An 18,082-nucleotide genomic window follows, 5' to 3' on the forward strand; every position below is an offset into this window, starting at 1 on the left:
GCCGGTGCGGCGAGCGGCACCGCGGCCGTGGCGATGGCCACAGCGGCCACCGCACCCGATGCGACAGCGCGTAGGCGCAGCCGTCTGGTGATCATCTGAGGTACTCCCCGTGAGTGACGTGAACGCATGGACGCATGCGGTCGAGCGGCCACAGTGAAGCAGTCGCGCCGGCCCGCGAGAAACGTCTCCGGTCACTTGCTGCTGTCCTTTTAGCACTCAGTGAGACGGTTTTGATGGCATCGGGAGCTGATCATCGTTATCCGTTCGTGACCTCTTGGGATGGTTGAACATGAAACATTGTTCGCGCCACGGGGGTGCATGATCAATCACTCTGCGTGGCCTCTCATTTCACTGCACAGAGTTGAGGTCAGCATGGCCGTCCACGGGGGATCCCGCGTGCTCAAACGTCCAAGACGGCTGGTCGCGGTTGTCGCGTCCGCAGCGGTCGCAGCCAGCCTGTTGTCGGGTTCGCCTGCGGTGGCGAAGCCGAAGGGCCCGGAGATCGCGAAGGCCCCGGCGACGTCGCCGGGGCAATCGGTCAAGGGTGTGAAGCCGTTGCCGACGAAGTTCGTGACGCCCCCGGACGACGCGAAGTCGACGTACAAGCCGACGCGGACGGTGTGGCCGAAGGCCGCCTCGGCGGAGGTCGACCTGGCGGCCGTCTCGGCTGGGGCGCGGGCGGCGACGCCGACGAAGACACGTGTGGCGGGCATGCCGGTGTGGGTGCAGCCGGTGGCCGAGAAGGCCGGCCGGGCCGGTCCGCGTGGCCTGAAGGTGAAGGTCGCCGACCGTCGCGCGGCTGAGGCGGCCGGGGTGGACGGCGTACTGCTGTCGGTTTCTCCGGACGTGTCCTCGGGCTCGGTGCGGGTCGGAGTGGACTATGCGGGGTTCGCCGAGGCGTTCGGCGGTAACTACGGGTCGCGGCTGCGGCTGGTGCGGTTGCCGGCCTGTGCGGTAACGACGCCGACGGTGAGCGAGTGTCGGACGGCGACCCCCCTGGTGTCGATGAACGATGCGGCGGCCCGGACTGTGTCGGCCGAGGTGCCGTTGGCGGCGGACGCGCAGGCCCGGGTGACGGGTGGCATGACCGTGCTGGCGGCGGTGGCAGCGGCCGGCGAGGAGGGCGGCAAGGGCGGCACGTACGCGGCCACGGATCTGAAGCCGTCGGGTTCCTGGACCGGCGGTGGTAGCACGGGTTCGTTTACGTACTCCTATCCGGTGACCGTGCCGCCGGCGGCGTCGGACCTCGTCCCGACGGTGGCGTTGTCGTACGACTCGGGCAGCGTGGACGGGCAGACGGCGTCGACGAACGCGCAGGCGTCGTGGGTGGGTGACGGCTGGTCGACGCCGCGCTCGTTCGTGGAGCAGACCTTCGCCTCGTGCATGGACGAGCCGGGCGGCAGCGCGTCACCGGTGAAGACACCGGACCGCTGCTACGACGGACCGCTGCTGACGCTGTCGTTGAACGGTTCCTCGACGGCGCTGGTGTGGGATGCGACGAAGAAGGTGTGGAAGCCGGAGTCGGACAACGGCGAGGTCGTCACCCACGTCGAGAACGCCAACAACGGTTCGGGGACGTACAACACCGACTACTGGCGGGTGACGCTGCGCGACGGCACGAGTTACGAGTTCGGTCGTAACCGGCTGCCGGGGTGGGCCTCGGGCAAGGCGGAGACGAAGTCGGTGGACCACACGCCGGTGTACTCCCCGCACTCCGGCGACCCGTGCTACAACTCGGCGGGGTTCTCGTCGTCGGTGTGCACGATGGCGTACCGGTGGAACCTGGACTACGTCACCGACACCCACGGCAACGCGATTGCCTACTACTACGACCAGGACACCAACTACTACGGCCGCAACAAGGGCGCCACGGACGTGTCCTACATCCGCGACAGCAACCTGGCGCGCATCGACTACGGCTTCACGGACGGCGGCGCGTACGGCACGGTGCCGGACCGGGTGGTCTTCAACACCGGTGACCGCTGCCTGTCCGGGACGTGTCAGCCGCTGAACTCGGCGAACAAGGCCAACTGGCCGGACGTGCCGTTCGACCTGATCTGCGCCTCGGGAACCGACTGTGACGACTGGAGCCCGGCGTTCTTCTCCACGCGGCGCCTGACCTCGATCGAGGCGCAGCAATACAACACGGCCACCAGCCAGTACGAGAAGGTTGACTCCTACGCCCTCTCGCACAGCATGCCGGCCACCGGTGACGGCACGTCGCCGACGTTGTGGCTGACCTCGATCGCGCGCACCGGCCACGACACGAGCGCCGGCGGCTCCACGGCGGCGATCACGTTGCCGTCGGTGTCGTTCACAGGCATCAAGCTGCCCAACCGGGTCGACATCACCGGTGGACTGCCGTCGTTCTACCGGCAGCGCATCGCCACGATCACCACCGAGACCGGTTCGGTGATCTCGCCTTCCTACGAACTGCCGGTGCCCTGCACCGCCCCGGTCACCACCGACCCGGCGGCGAACACGAAGTCCTGCTACCCGGTCTACTGGACCCCGGACGGGTACGTGAACCCGACCAAGGACTGGTTCAACAAGTACGCCGTCACCCGGGTCACGTCCACCGACCCGACCGGTGGCGCGGCGGCCCTGTCGACCAGCTACAAGTACCTCAACGGCGCGGCCTGGCACTACGACGAGAACGAGGTCGTCAAGACCAAATACCGCAGCTACGGCCAGTTCCGCGGCTACGGCAAGGTCCAGACGTTCACCGGCGACGGCGTCAACGATCGCCGCACCCAGGCCGAGACCGTCTACTACCGCGGCATGTCCAAGAACAACAACAGCACCGTGGTGAACCTGACCGACTCGGTCGGCGGCAACCACGAGGACGTCGACGAACTCGCCGGCAAGGAGCTGGAAACCACCCAGTACCTCGGCGAGAACGGTCGCGTCGACTCCTCCACCATCACCTCCTACTGGGTGTCCGGGGCGACCGCCACGCGCAGCAGAACCGGCTTGTCGGCGTTGACGGCGCAGTGGGTGGCACCGGTCAAGACGTACACCCGCCAGGCCGTGACCAGCAGCGGCTCGGTGACCTGGCGTACCACCGCCTCCGACAGCAGCTACGACGCGAACATCGCCAGCGCCACGTTCGGCGAACTGAAGAACAGCTACACCTACACGGTGCCGGTCGACGCGGCGTACAACCAGTGCACCACCTACACCTACGCGCCGGTGAACACCGGCAAGAACCTCGCAGGGCTGGTCAGCCAGACCGAGACCGTGTCGGTGGCCTGCGGCGGCTTCACCCAGGGCAGCCCGGCGTCGGTGCCGGGCAGCGTCAACACCCTCACCGCACCGGGCACGGTCAACCGACCCGCGCAGGTGGTGAAGGCCGAACGCAGTTTCTACGACGTGGTGGACTTCTCCACGACGTTCCCGCAGGCGGCGGCGCCGTCAAAGGGTGATGTGACCGTCACCCAGACCGCGAAGGACTACGCCTCCGGCGCGTACACCTGGCAGACCACCGGGCGTTCGACCTACGACAGCTACGGCCGGGTCACCGACTCGTACGACGCCAAGGGCAACAAGACCGCCACCGGCTACACGATGAACGCCGTCAAGCTGGTAACCGCCACGTCCACCACCAACCCCGCCGAGCACGGTGGCTCCGTCACGCTCGACACGAAACGCGGCATCCCGCTGGTCAGCACCGACGCCAACAGCATCGTCACGACCCAGCAGTACGACGCGCTCGGCCGCGCCACGTCGGTGTGGCTGAACTCGCGGGCCACCAGCGTCGGTGCGAACCACAAGTTCGGCTACACGGTGTCGAAGACCGGGGTGTCCGCCACCACCGCGGAAACCCTGAACAACAGCAGCGGCTACCAGAAGTCCGTCACCATCCTCGACGCCCTGCTGCGGCCGCGCCAGACCCAGTCGATCACCCCGACGGGTGGTCGGATGATCACGGACACGTTCTACGACACGCACGGGTGGACCCGCGCGTCGTACAACGGCTGGTGGGACGACGGGTCGTTGCCGACCGTCAGCACGCCGGTCTCGGCGGCGGACCTGGGCAAGCAGGTGCCGAATCAGACCTTCACCACGTACGACGGTCTGGGCCGAGCGGTCATCGTGACGGCGGCCAAGAACGGCGTCACGGTGTCGACGACGACCACCGTGCACGGCGGCGACCGCACCACAGTCGTTCCCCCCGCCGGGGGCGTCGTCTCTGCCACCCTGACCGACGCGATCGGTCGGAAAAAGGAGTTGCAGGAGTACAGCGTCCGTCCGACGGTGACGGCGCCGGCGGACACGTTCACCGGTACGTTCACCGTGACCGGTGGTACGGCGACGGTCAGCAAGTACGGCTACGACGAGCGCGGCAACCAGTCGACGCTCACCGACGCCAGTAACAACGTGTGGACCTCGACCTACAACCTGCTGGGCCAGGTGGTGGCGAAGTCCGACCCGGACGCCGGCAGCAGCAGCATGAGCTACGACGCCAACGGCAACCTCGCGCAGTCCACCGACGGGCGTGGCAAGACCCTGTCGTTCACCTACGACGCGCTGAACCGCAAGACCGGTGAGTACGCGTCCACGGTGGCGAACCAGTCGTCGGCGAACCAGCGGGCGTCGTGGGTGTACGACAACAGCAACGGTGTCGCCGGAGTCACCAACGCGATCGGGAAGCTGACCACCACCACCACGTACCGGGGTGGGCAGGCCTACACCAGCCAGGAGAAGGCGTTCAACGTCTTCGGCAGCTCCCTCGGCACGACGGTCACCATCCCGGACAGCGAAGGCGCTCTCGCCGGGTCATACGTGTTCGGGCACACCTACACCTCGGTGCTGGGTCTGCCGCTGAGCGACACCTATCCCGCCAAGGGCAGCCTGCCCTCGGAGACGGTGATCCACGGCTACTCGCCAATCCTGGATCTGCCCACCGTGCTCGGTGGGTTGGCCAACTACGCCAACGGGGTCAGCTACGACGCCTACGGCCGGGTCGACCAGCAGACCCTCGGCGCGGCCACCAACGTGGCCTACGTGACCAACACCTACGACCCGCACACCAGCCGGCTGACGAACCAGCTCGTCACGCGCGCTACCGGCACGCCGACGAACGTGGACGAGCAGGAGTACAGGTACGACCTGGCCGGGAACATCACCCGCAAGATCAGCAAGCGGTTGGGTGCCACGACCCCGGCGGAGACGCAGTGCTACGGCTACGACGGCCTGACCCGGCTCACGGAAGCCTGGACGGGCACCGACGCCTGCGCCGCCACGCCCACCGACACCAACAAGTCCATGGTGGGCAACACCATCGGCGGGGGTAGCGCCTACTGGACCAGCTGGCAGATCGACCTGATCGGCAACCGCACCCAGCAGACCGAACACAACCTGACCGGCGGCACCGACACCAAGACCACCTACGCCTACAACGGCAACGGTCAGAACAAGCCGCACACCCTGACCTCCACCACCACGACCGGCGGAACCACTGGCACCACGTCGTACACCTACGACGACGCCGGCAACACCACCGGCCGCAACGCCGCCCAGGGCAACCAGACCCTCACCTGGGACGACGCCGGCAAGCTCACCGGAGTCACCGGTGGCACGAGCGGCACCAACTCCTTCATCTACGACGCCGACGGTAACCTGCTGCTGCAGAAGGAGCCGGGCAAGAACACCCTCTACCTACTCGGGCAGCAACTCACCCTCAACACCGCCACCAGTGTTGTCACCGGCAGTCGCTACTACGCGCTCCCCGGCGGCGGTAGCTGCATCCGCACCGGCACCGGCACCGCCTACACTTTCGCCATCGCCGACCACCAGGGCACTCCGTCGCTCTACCTCGACAGCACCGCCCAGAACCCGACCTGGCGGCAGTACACCCCGTACGGCGCAGGGCGCGGCGCGGCCGTTGCGGCACCTGACAACCGGGGTTTCCTCAACAAGCCGATGAGCCCGGTCGGCCTCACCATCGTCGGTGCCCGCGCTCTTGACTCCTCCCTGGGACGCTTCGTCTCCGTCGATCCATTGCAAGACGCGAGCCAACCGCAGCAGTGGAACGGCTATTCTTATGCCAACAACACGCCCATCACTGCGAGTGATCCAAGTGGCCAAATTCCCGCCGATTGCCGCGAATTCGATTGCTACGGATACAGTCCTACCAAAGGTTGCCCGTCGGGTTGCGGTAGCACTGAGAACGTAAAGTGGGGTAAGGCGAACGGAAGGTCGTCGACTAAGTCGAGGGGAGGGAAGTCGACCAAGAATGTGAATGTGAAGCTCAAGGGATTCACTACTCCTCACGCCGGAAGCGATGGTCCGGCCTTCGACTCTGCGGCTTGGTATGAACGGCCACCGATCTCATTGGCGGGTCCAAGTGACTTGATTGAGACCGAGCTCGTTGCCGACTATTTCTGCGCCCGTGGGATGTGGACTGCTTGTGCGATGTGGGGCTACTACCTCAGTGCTGCTGGTGGTAATTATGAAATCGACCCGAACATGCTCTTCTCTGAAGACAATTTCGCCGCAGATGTAGACCAAGCTAAGGGGGACGTGTTGGCCGCCTCGCAGCAAGCATGCGGAGGGGCAACCGTTTGCAATGTCCAGTTCGATACGCAATGGCGTGAAACGCTTGTCCCTCATGAGGATACGCCCGTAAAGCAGGACTTCGCGTGGGGTATCGGACGCGCCCGAATGCGTCTCAGTGGAAATGTTGTTCTTACGCGTGGATCAAGTGGAGCCTATTCGTACAGTGGCTCTTACTCCCTTGAGGTTGGGAAAGACTGGAACTTTGACAAGGGAAAGAAGCCCGAAATTAGAGGCCACGAAGTCAGTTTGGAGCCGATGAGAAATCTCCCGAAGTATGGATACGCTCGGGAGTATTTCGTGACCGGCTCCAGAACCTACGGTTGGACTGGTTGATATGGCGTGGCGCGCCTACCGGGTAGCGGTGCCGATGGCTGCCCTATTGCTGTCGGGATGTATCGGGGGTGGTTCGGATGACCAGAACGGCCGTTCCGGCGAGACGGTTGCGGAAGTCCTGGCGGCATATGATCTTCCCCTTCCGGCATGCGCTCAGCAGGCAGCCAGCTTTTGGGACAGTCCGGACAACCTGAATAGGAGTCTTGTCTACAAGGGTGACCTTGACTCATCGTGCCTGGGGCAGATCCTGCCGGTGGTTGGTGTAAAACAAAACGAGTTGCTTCCGCACTTGCAGCTGCCATCCTGGGTTGGTTCGGAGAGCGAAGCGCGGGCCTCAGGGGAGGTTGTTGGCACTACGACGGTTGTCCCAGCAACTGCTTCTCGAAAGGAAATGCAGGTCGACTTGTATGTCGTGAAATCGAGCCCCTTGCGGTTCTTTTTGCATGCCATATACCCGTGACTGTCAGCTCTTAACGAAGAAATAATAAGAGTTGCCTCTAGGGTTTGGGTAAGGTTCGAAGGGGTCGTTGACGTAGACCGTCAACGACCCCTTCGGGCCCTGCGCGTGAATGGCTGATGCTCAATTCTGACTGTTACCCAATAAGGCCTTCTAAGTGACTCCACAAGCCTCAAATTCGACTCTTCGGCCGTTGGGGTTGCCGTGATGTCGGTATACGCCGAAGGGTCGACGAGTGGGAATCCAGGCCCACCTGGCCGAGGCGTATGACGTGGAAGGATCTCGGCGACGGTCGCGACTAGGGAAAAGATCGTCTGCGGGATAACCGAGCGGAAATCTTGCCGCGATCCGACCAAGTTGGTTGAAGTCGCTTAAGACGGCCGAGCGGATCCAGTCAGGTTGCTCAGCCTTTACAGAGCCAGACGACGCCCAGTGGTGGCACCTGGAGTGCCGCCGAGGCCACCAGCCCGTGCCACGGGACGTCCTCGGCGTGCACCTCGCCCAGGTTGCCCACCCCCGACCCGCCGTAGTGGTGCGCGTCGGTGTTGAGCACCTCGGTCCACGTCCCGCCGGCCGGCAACCCGATCCGGTAGTCGTGCAGCGGCTGGGCGGAGAAGTTGGCCACGCACACAAGCGTCGAGCCGTCCGGGGCGATCCGGACGAACGACACGGTGTTGTTGGCGACGTCGTCCCCGGCGATCCACCGGAACCCGGCCGGCTCGGTGTCCTGCGACCACAGAGCCGGGGTGGCCCGGTAGACCCGGTTGATGTCACCGACGAGCCGCTGGACGCCGGCGCGAGCCGGGTCGTGCAGCAGGTACCAGTCGAGGCCGCGCTCCTCGCTCCACTCCCTGTCGTCGGCCAGTTCGGAGCCCATGAATAGGAGCTGCTTGCCCGGGTGCGCCCACATGTACGCCAGCAGCGCGCGGACGTTCGCCAGCCGCTGCCAGGTGTCGCCGGGCATCTTGCCGGCCAGCGAGCCCTTGCCGTGCACGACCTCGTCGTGGCTGATCGGCAGCACGTAGTTCTCGCTCCACGCGTACGCCAGGGAGAACGTGAGCTGGTGGTGGTGGTGCTGGCGGTAGATCGGGTCCTTCGAGGTGTAGAGCAGGGTGTCGTGCATCCAGCCCATGTTCCACTTGAACCCGAAGCCCAGCCCGCCCTCGGCCGTGGAGGCGGTGACACCCGGCCACGCGGTGGACTCCTCGGCGATCATCACGACGCCGGCGTGGTGCTTGTAGACCGTCGCGTTCACCTCCTGCATGAACGCGATGGCCTCCAGGTTCTCCCGACCGCCGTACTTGTTCGGTGCCCACTGCCCGTGCTCGCGGGAGTAGTCCAGGTAGAGCATCGAGGCGACCGCGTCGACCCGCAGCCCGTCGACGTGGAACTGGTCGCACCAGTAGAGCGCGTTGGCGACCAGGAAGTTGCGCACCTCGCTGCGGCCGTAGTCGAACACGTACGTACCCCAGTCGGGGTGTTCGCCCCGGCGCGGGTCGGCGTGCTCGTAGAGCGGGGTGCCGTCGAAGCGGGCCAGGGCCCACTCGTCCTTGGGGAAGTGCGCGGGCACCCAGTCCAGGATCACGCCGATGCCGGCGGCGTGCAGGGCGTCCACGAGGTGGCGGAACTCGTCCGGGTCACCGAAGCGGGACGTCGGCGCGTAGTAGCCGGTCACCTGGTAGCCCCAGGAGCCGCCGAACGGGTGCTCCATCACCGGCAGGAACTCCACGTGCGTGAAGCCCAGTTCGGTGACGTACGCGGTGAGCTGCTCGGCCAGCTCCCGGTAACCCAGGCCGGGCCGCCACGAGCCGAGGTGCACCTCGTACACGCTCATCGGCTCCTGGTGCGGCTTGCGCTCGGCCCGCCGGGCCAACCAGTCCTCGTCGTTCCACCGATACGTCGAGTGGTGCACCACCGAGGCGGTGGCGGGCGGCACCTCGGCGTACGCCGCCAGGGGGTCCGCCTTGTCCCGCCACTGCCCGTCGGCGCCGAGCACCCGGTACTTGTACCGGGCGCCGACCCGGGCGTTCGGGACGAACAGCTCCCACACGCCGCTGGAGCCGAGCGACCGCATCGGCCAGCCGTCGTCCGGACCCCAGCCGGTGAAGTCACCGATCACCCGGACCCCGCGCGCGCTGGGCGCCCAGACGCTGAACGCCACGCCCTCGTCGAAGACCCGGGCCCCGAGCGCGTCCCACAGCCGCTCGTGCCGGCCCTCGCCGATCAGGTGCAGGTCGAGCTCGCCGAGCGTGGGCGGATAGCGGTACGGGTCGTCGTGGACGACGCCGTCGACCTCCACCCGGTAGTCGAGCACGGTCCCCTCGACCTGGGCCTCGAAGACGCCCAGGTCGTGCACCCGCTTCATCGGGTGCCGCTCGTCGCCCACGAGCAGCACGACGTCGCCCGCGCCTCGGCGCATCGTGCGGATCGTCGTCGAGCCGTCGGCGGGGTGCGCGCCGAGCAGCGCGTGCGGGTCGTGCGTCACGCCGGTGATCAGCTGGTCCATCGGTCGTCCTTCGGGGCGGCTTCGGTCGGTGCGGAGGCGGACGGGCGGGGCGCGGCAGACGGGCGGGGCGCCGCCGAGCGGGCCTTCGCCGAGCGGGCAGCGGACGCGCGGGCCGCCACGGAACGCGGGTCGAACGGGCGGGCCACCGCGGGGCGGGCGTCGGACGGGCGGGCCGCCGCCGGGCGCGGAGCCACCGCCGGCTCGGAGCCGGCTGTCGGGTCGGCGTTGGCTGTCGGGTCGGCGTTGGCCGCCTGCTCGGCAATGGCAGTCGGGTCGGTGACAGCCGTCGGTGCCGGCGTCGTCGGCGCGGTGCCGCCGGAGAGCTCGTCCGGAACGTCGGTGACGGTCAGGTCCGCCCGTTCGACGCCGGCGGGCTCCGGAGCGGAGTGCTGCGCGACCGGGCGGCGGACGGTAAGCACGTGCGCCGGTTGCAGGTACGGGTCGAGCCGCACCGCGTTGCGCTGCCCCCAGTCGTAGCTGGTGCCGGTCAGCTCGTCGTACACGGTGAACCGCTCGTGCCAGTCGAACCCGAGCTCCGGCATGTCCAGCGTCGTGTTGCCCCACTGCACCACACGTGGATCGAACGAGCAGATCACGATGACGGTGTTGCCGGTGTCCGGGTCGTGCTTCGACCAGCACAGCAGTGCCGGGTTGTCGATCTCGTGGAAGCGCAGGTTGCGGAGCTGGTGCAGGGCCGGGTTGTCGCGGCGTACCCGGTTGAGGGTGGCCAGGAAGGGCGCCAGCGAGCGGCCCTGCGCCTCGGCGGCGGCCCAGTCGCGGGGACGCAGCTCGTACTTCTCGTTGTCCAGGTACTCCTCCGCGCCCGGCCGGGCCACGTGCTCGAACAGCTCGAAGCCCGCGTACAGGCCCCAGGAGGGGGAGAGCAGCGCAGCCAGCACCGCCCGGATCTTGAACATCGGCGGACCACCGTGCTGCAACGACTCGTGCAGGATGTCCGGTGTGTTCGGCCAGAAGTTCGGCCGCATGTGGTCGGCCGACGCGACCAGCTCCTCGCAGTACTCCCGCATCTGCGCGGCCGTCGTGCGCCAGGTGAAATAGGTGTACGACTGCGTGAAGCCGATCTTGCCGAGGCCGTGCATGATGGCCGGCCGGGTGAACGCCTCGGCCAGGAACAGCACGTCCGGGTCGACAGTCTTGACCTCGGCGATCAGCCAGTGCCAGAAGTCGAACGGCTTGGTGTGCGGGTTGTCCACCCGGAAGATCCGGATGCCCTCGCCCACCCAGTGCAGCACCACCCGCAGCACCTCGGCGCGGATGCCCTCGGGGTCGTTGTCGAAGTTGACAGGGTAGATGTCCTGGTACTTCTTCGGCGGGTTCTCCGCGTACGCGATGCTGCCGTCGGCGCGGGTGGTGAACCATTCCGGGTGCTCGGTGACCCAGGGGTGGTCCGGCGCGCACTGCAACGCCAGGTCCATCGCCACCTCCAGGCCCTGCGCCGCCGCCGCCTCGATGAAGGCCCGGAAGTCGGCAGGCGTACCCAGGTCGGGGTGGATCGTGTCGTGGCCGCCCTCGGCGGCGCCGATCGCCCACGGCGAGCCCACGTCGGTCGGCCCGGCGGTGAGCGCGTTGTTGCGGCCCTTGCGGTTGATCCGGCCGATCGGGTGGATCGGCGGCAGGTAGAGCACGTCGAAGCCCATCGCCGCCACACCCGGCAGCCGTTCGGTGGCGGTCGCGAAGGTGCCCGACCGACCGCCCGCCGCTCCTTCGGAGCGCGGGAAGAACTCGTACCAGGCCGAGAAGAGCGCCCGCTTGCGGTCAACCCAGATGGTGTACGTGTCACCGACGGTCACCAGCTCCCGCACCGGGTGCTCCCAGAGCAGGTCGGCCAGGGCCAGCGCGGGGTCCACCCGCTGCGGCAATGGAAGGTCGGTGTCGACGAGCGCGGTGAGCGCGGCGGCGACGCGGGCCCGGTCGGCGGTCGGCACGAGGTCCCGCGCGGCGGCCAGCACCCGCGCGCCCTCGGCCAGGTCGTTGGCGAGATCGGCCGGACCCTGCCCGGCGGCGATCTTCTTGGTGACCGCGTTCTGCCACGTCAGGTACGGGTCCTGGAACGCCTCGACGGAGAAGGTCCAGGAGCCGACGGCGTCCGGGCGAATCGTGGCGTGCCAGCGGTCCTGGCCGGGCTCGCCGGGGCGCATCCGGGTGAACGGCCTGGTGACGCCGTCCGGACCCATCCAGACCACGTTGCAGCCGAGCGCGTCGTGCCCCTCCCGGTAGGCGCGGGCCGACACCGGAACCGGTTCGTCGACCACCGCCTTGGCCGGGTACCGCCCGCACGAGACGACAGGGGAGACGTCTTCGATCGGGAACCGTCCAGTCACCCCGCCAACCTACTGTGCGAGATCCCTTCGCGCGCGGCCAAGCACGTCTGTCAGTCTCCACGGCCGGGCGGCGAGTGAAGATCCGCGCACTTTCGGGGAAGTTGCTGCCTCACGGCGTGTTGACGCAGCAACTCCCCGGAAGTTGTGCGGATCTTGGCGGTGCGGGTGGGACGGCATCACGCGGGGTAACCACGGTGGAACGCCCGCTTTTGTGGTGTGCGGTCGAAGCCACTCACGCAGACCACCGGGTCCGCCTGAGTGGCTAGCCTCCCGGCGTGGCCGGAACGGGTTCCAGGAAACTGCGGTATCGACGCGGCTGGGATGCAGCGGTTTCCTGGAACCCGTGTTGATCTAGGCCGGTGGCGCGGGGTGGCGAGTGGCCGGCCGGAGACCGCCCGGGCGTACGCCGAGGCGGCGCGCGCCGCGGGCGTCGCCTTCATCAACACCACGTCCGACCCGGTGGCCCGCGATCCGCACCTGCTGGACAGGTTCGAGGCGGCCGGCCTGCCGCTGCTCGGCGACGACCTGGCCAGCCAGTTCGGCACCTCTGTGCTGCACAACGCGTTGCTGCGCCTGCTTGCCGAGCGGGGCCTCACGCTGGTCAGCTCCTACCAGGTCAACCTGGGCGGCACCGAGGACTTCCGCAACCTGGTCGACAATCCCAACACCAAGAAGCAGTCCAAGCTCAACGCCCTCTCGGCAGACCACGCCGTCGACCGACCGGCCGTCGACCGACCCGCCGGGGGCAGGGTTGAGGTGGCTCCGCTCGGTTACCTGCCGCACCTGAACTCGCACAAGGTGGCCCACCTCAACATCGAGGCGCAGGGTTGGGGCGGGACGGCGGTGAGCCTCGACGTGAAACTGCGGGTGGACGACCCGGCCGGCGCCGCCGGGGTGAACATCGACCTCATCCGCATCGCGGCCAGCGCGCTTCGCCACGGGCATGGTGGTTGTTCCGCCGAGGCGACGTCGTTGCTCAAGTCCCCTCCGGGAACGGCGGTCTGAGGCGACCCCTGGACGCGACGGGCACGTCGGCCGGAGAGCCAACCGGAACGCCGGCCCGAGAGCTCAGGCGGCCGGAGAGCTAGGCCGTGAGCATGCGTTCGATCCGCGCGTACTCGGCGGCCATCTCCGGGGTGGCGAGGACGTCGTCGAGGTCGGCCGAGACCTCGAAGTCGACCTCCTCGACGGAGCGGATGGCGAGTTCGTACAGCTCTCCGCGCTCATTCTCCTCCAGGTAGGTGGTCCAGTGCTCCAGCGCGGTGATGACGATCAGGAGCCCCTGGTCCAGGTCGTCGTCCGCGCGGATTCCCTCGTCGATCCGCACCAGCAGTGCGCGCAGCTCAGCGGCGCCGGCCGTCCGGACGTTCTCCCGGGCGCTTGTCAACGCCGCCCACGCGTCCTCGGTCAGCTCGTCGTCCGCCGCCGTCTCCAGCAGGTCCGCGCGGACCAGCCGGGTGACGGTGTCAAGACCGAAGGCGCGCAGCTCATCCTCGCCGGCCGCGACGATGAGCGCGAGAATGGCCGCTTCGAGTTCGTCGTACCGCATCGTGCTCGTCTCCCTCAGCGCGCGGCGACCGAGCGGTACACCTCGACGGTCTGGCGGGCGACCGCATCCCAGGAGAAGTGCTCCACGGCGCGTCGGCGGCCGGCCAGGCCGAACCGTTCGGTGCGCGTCGGGTCGGCGAGCAGCGTGTTGACCGCCGCCGCCAGGTCGGCCACGAACCGCTCCGGGGCCAGCGGGGTGCCGGAGCCGTCGGTGGCCTGCTCGATGGGGACCAGCAGGCCCGTTTCACCGTCGGCCACCACCTCGGGGATGCCGCCGGTGGCGGTCGCCACGACGGCCGTCTCGCAGGCCATCGCCTCCAGGTTGACGATGCCCATCGGCTCGTACACCGACGGGCACACGAAGACGGTGGCGTGGGTGAGCACCTGGATCACCTCGGGCTTGGGCAGCATCTCGGCCACCCAGACCACGCCGGAGCGGTTGGCCCGCAGCTCGGCAACCAGCTCCTGGACCTCGGCGGCGATCTCCGGGGTGTCCGGCGCTCCGGCGAGCAGCACGAGCTGGGTGTCCGCCGGCAACTCCCGGGCGGCCCGCAGCAGGTAGGGCAGGCCCTTCTGTCGAGTGATCCTTCCCACGTACACCACGCTGGGCAGCGCCGGGTCGATGCCGAGCCGCTCCAGCACGTCGGTGCCGGAGTCCGGCGCGTACTGCGTGGTGTCGATGCCGTTGTAGACCACCCGGACCCGGTCCGGGTCGATCTGCGGGTACGCGGTGAGCACGTCGTTGCGCATGCCCCCACTGACCGCGATCACCGCGTCGGCGGCCTCCATCGCGGTGCGCTCGATCCACGAGGAGAGCGTGTAACCGCCGCCGAGCTGCTCGGCCTTCCACGGCCGCAGCGGCTCCAGGCTGTGCGCGGTCAGCACGTGCGGCACCCCGTGCAGCAGCTTCGCGGTGTGCCCGGCCAGGTTCGCGTACCACGTGTGGCTGTGCACCACGTCGGCGCCGGCGGCGCCGGCGGCCATCTCCAGATCCACACCCATCGTCCGCAGCGCGGCGTTCGCGCCGGTCAGGCCGGGTGGTTCGGTGTACGCCGTGACGCCTGGCTCGGTGCGCGGCAGGCCGAAGCAGTGCACGCGGACGTCGGTGAGGTGGCGCAACTCCCGGGCCAGGTACTCGACGTGCACGCCCGCGCCTCCGTAGACCTCCGGCGGGTACTCGCGGGTGAGCAGATCGACGCGCAGCGGGGTGGGTTCCGTCATGACCCCGCACCCTAGTGCAGAAGAGTCCCCGTACGAGTGGTGAAGTCCGACGCGGGTGGATAGCGTCTGGGCATGGCTGCCAAGGTGCTCGCGATCGTCCTGGCGGGTGGGGAGGGCAAGCGCCTGATGCCACTCACCACGGACCGGGCCAAGCCGGCCGTCCCGTTCGGCGGGATGTACCGCATGGTCGACTTCGTCCTCTCCAACCTGGCCAACGCCGGCTATCTCAAGATCGTCGTGTTGACCCAGTACAAGTCCCACTCCCTCGACCGACACATCACCAAGACCTGGCGGATGTCCACGCTGCTCGGCAACTACGTCACCCCGGTGCCGGCGCAGCAGCGTCGCGGCCCGTGGTGGTTCGCCGGATCGGCCGACGCCATCTACCAGAGCTTCAACCTCATCAACGACGAGCAGCCCGACTACGTGATCGTCTTCGGCGCCGACCACATCTACCGGATGGACCCCCGGCAGATGGTGGAGGACCACATCGCCTCCGGCGCCGCGGTGACCGTCGCCGGCATCCGCCAGCCGTTGTCGATGGCCGACCAGTTCGGTGTCATCGAGGTCGGCGAGGACGGCCGCAAGATCCGGGCGTTCCGCGAGAAGCCCACCGACGCGGTCGGCCTGCCCGACGCCCCCGACGAGATCTACGCCTCGATGGGCAACTACGTCTTCACCACCCGCGCTCTCTGCGAGGCGGTCGAGCGTGACGCGGCGGACAAGTCCAGCAAGCACGACATGGGCGGCAGCATCATCCCGATGCTCGTCGAGCGGGGCGAGGCGAACGTCTACGACTTCCGCGACAACGAGGTGCCGGGCAGCACCGACCGGGACCGCGGCTACTGGCGCGACGTGGGGACGCTCGACTCGTTCTACGACGCGCACATGGATCTGATCAACGTGCACCCCGTCTTCAATCTCTACAACTTCGACTGGCCGATCTACACCGAGCAGCCGCCGTGGCCGCCGGCGAAGTTCGTCCACCAGTGGGGGGAGCGGGTCGGTCGCGCGGTCGGCTCGATGGTCTCCCCGGGTGTGGTGATCTCCGGCTCGCTCGTGGAGAACTCGATCGTGTCGCCGAAGGTGCGTGTGCACTCCTGGGCGCACGTCGAGGGCTCGGTGCTGATGGAGGGTGTCGAGATCGGCCGGCACGCGGTGGTCCGCCGGGCCATCCTGGACAAGAACGTGTTCGTCCCCGAGGGCACCGAGATCGGCGTCGACCTGGAGAAGGACCGGCAGCGCTACACCGTCTCCGACAACGGCATCGTGGTGATCGGCAAGGGCCAGAAGGTCGAGCCGTGACCGTCGCACTATCAAGGAGGTAGAACCCCGTGACCCATCCCCGTGCCGGCCAGCCCGCCGAGCCCGCCGACCTGGTCGACGTGCCGCGCCTGGTGACCGCCTACTACGCCGAGCATCCGGACCCCGCGGACCCGGCGCAGCAGGTCTCCTTCGGCACCTCCGGCCACCGGGGCTCCAGCCTGCGCAACGCGTTCAACTCCGACCACATCCTCGCGGTCACCCAGGCGCTCTGCGACTACCGGCGGGAGCAGGGCCTCGACGGCCCGCTGTTCCTCGCCCGGGACACGCACGCGCTCTCCGCGCCGGCCGCCGTGGACGCGCTGGAGGTGCTCGCCGCCAACGGGGTCACCGTGCTCGTCGACAGCCGCGACGGCTACACCCCCACCCCGGCGCTGTCGCACGCGATCCTCACCCACAACCGGGGGCGCACCAGCGGGCTCGCCGACGGCATCGTCATCACCCCGTCGCACAACCCGCCCGACGACGGTGGCTTCAAGTACAACCCCACAAACGGCGGGCCCGCCGACACCGACGTCACCCGGTGGATCCAGGACCGGGCCAACACGATCCTCGCCGCCGGGCTCAAGGAGGTCCGCCGGATCACCTACGCGCGGGCCCGGGCCGCCGACACGACAGGGGAGTACGACTTCCTCGCGCACTACGTCGACGACCTGCCGGCGGCGATCGACATCGACGCCATCCGTGACGCCGGTATCCGGATCGGCGCCGACCCGCTCGGCGGGGCCAGCGTGGCGTACTGGGGGGAGATCGCCGAGCGGCACCGGCTGGACCTGACGGTGGTCAACCCGACTGTCGACCCGACCTGGCGGTTCATGACGCTCGACGGCGACGGCAAGATCCGGATGGACTGCTCGTCGCCGAACGCGATGGCCTCCCTGATCGCCGCCCGCGCCGACTACCAGATCTCCACGGGCAACGACGCCGACGCCGACCGGCACGGCATCGTCACCCCCGACGCCGGCCTCATGAACCCCAACCACTACCTGGCGGTGGCGATCGGGCACCTGTTCCGCACCCGCGCCGACTGGGGTCCGGCCGCCGCCGTCGGCAAGACCCTGGTCTCCTCCTCGATGATCGACCGGGTGGCCGCCGGCCTGGGCCGACCGCTGCTGGAGGTGCCGGTCGGCTTCAAGTGGTTCGTGCCCGGTCTGCTCGACGGGTCGGTCGGCTTCGGCGGTGAGGAGAGCGCCGGGGCGTCGTTCCTGCGCCGCGACGGCTCCACCTGGACCACCGACAAGGACGGCATCCTGCTCTGCCTGCTCGCCTCGGAGATCCTGGCCACCACCGGGCGCAGCCCGAGCGAGCACTGGGCGGAGCTGGCCGAGCGGTTCGGCGCGCCCGCGTACGCCCGGATCGACGCCCCGGCCACCCGGGAGCAGAAGGCCGTGCTCGCCAAGCTCTCCCCGGACCAGGTCACCGCCACCGAACTGGCCGGGGAGCCGATCACCGCCACCCTGACCACCGCCCCCGGCAACGACGCCCCGATCGGCGGTCTCAAGGTGAGCACCAAGTCCGGCTGGTTCGCCGCAAGGCCCTCGGGCACGGAAGACGTCTACAAGATCTACGCCGAGTCCTTCCAGGGCCCCGACCACCTCAAGCAGATCCAGCAGGAAGCCAAATCCCTGGTAGACGAAGCCCTCTCCAACACCTAAACCCCACCCCCACCCCACCCCACCCCACCCCACCCCACCCCCCACCCCCGCGTTGATCATGAAGTTATTGCCACGACACGCCGAGGCGGGCGGCAATAACTTCATGATAAAAGCGGGGGGGGGCGGGGGGGGGGGC

7 protein-coding genes and 1 pseudogene are annotated in these 18,082 nt (G+C 68.2%); 4 read left to right on the plus strand and 4 right to left on the minus strand.

All coding sequences use genetic code 11. From position 1 onward, the window contains the following. Positions 1 to 477: 477 nt before the first annotated feature. Positions 478 to 6,894, plus strand: a complete 6,417-nt coding sequence (locus AB0K10_RS33010) for an RHS repeat-associated core domain-containing protein (RefSeq protein WP_363690128.1) — start codon at positions 478 to 480, stop codon at positions 6,892 to 6,894. Positions 6,895 to 7,754: 860 nt separating this feature from the next. Here AB0K10_RS33010 and glgB read toward each other — a convergent pair. Further along, positions 7,755 to 9,857, minus strand: coding sequence for a 1,4-alpha-glucan branching protein GlgB (gene glgB / locus AB0K10_RS33015; RefSeq protein WP_363690130.1), 2,103 nt, complete (start codon positions 9,855 to 9,857; stop codon positions 7,755 to 7,757). Positions 9,858 to 10,147: 290 nt separating this feature from the next. Next, positions 10,148 to 12,199 (minus strand): annotated as a pseudogene (locus AB0K10_RS33020) (maltotransferase domain-containing protein); the annotation flags it as partial. 369 nt (positions 12,200 to 12,568) lie between these two features. On the opposite strand from AB0K10_RS33020, the gene AB0K10_RS33025 reads away from it, so the two are divergent. Next, positions 12,569 to 13,204, plus strand: a complete 636-nt coding sequence (locus AB0K10_RS33025; protein WP_363690132.1) for a hypothetical protein — start codon at positions 12,569 to 12,571, stop codon at positions 13,202 to 13,204. A 79-nt stretch (positions 13,205 to 13,283) separates the two neighbouring features. On the opposite strand, the gene AB0K10_RS33030 is transcribed toward AB0K10_RS33025, so the two are convergent. Together AB0K10_RS33030 and glgA are read right to left on the minus strand one after the other, a co-directional pair. Further along, positions 13,284 to 13,748, minus strand: a complete 465-nt coding sequence (locus AB0K10_RS33030) for a hypothetical protein (protein ID WP_363690134.1) — start codon at positions 13,746 to 13,748, stop codon at positions 13,284 to 13,286. Positions 13,749 to 13,762: 14 nt separating this feature from the next. Next, on the minus strand, positions 13,763 to 14,968 hold the full coding sequence (gene glgA / locus AB0K10_RS33035; RefSeq protein WP_363690136.1) for a glycogen synthase: 1,206 nt from the start codon (positions 14,966 to 14,968) through the stop codon (positions 13,763 to 13,765). Positions 14,969 to 15,040: 72 nt separating this feature from the next. Here glgA and glgC point away from each other — a divergent pair, with 72 nt between their 5' ends. After that, positions 15,041 to 16,273: a glucose-1-phosphate adenylyltransferase gene (gene glgC / locus AB0K10_RS33040; RefSeq protein ID WP_363690138.1), complete on the plus strand. Its 1,233-nt coding sequence runs from the start codon at positions 15,041 to 15,043 to the stop codon at positions 16,271 to 16,273. A gap of 29 nt (positions 16,274 to 16,302) precedes the next feature. Beyond that, the gene (pgm, locus tag AB0K10_RS33045) at positions 16,303 to 17,946 is read left to right on the plus strand and encodes a phosphoglucomutase (alpha-D-glucose-1,6-bisphosphate-dependent) (RefSeq protein ID WP_363690140.1); all 1,644 of its coding nucleotides are present in this window, start codon (positions 16,303 to 16,305) and stop codon (positions 17,944 to 17,946) included. The last annotated feature ends 136 nt before the right edge of the window (positions 17,947 to 18,082 follow it).

The sequence above is a fragment of the Micromonospora sp. NPDC049274 genome (assembly GCF_040678875.1).
Classification (GTDB): domain Bacteria; phylum Actinomycetota; class Actinomycetes; order Mycobacteriales; family Micromonosporaceae; genus Micromonospora.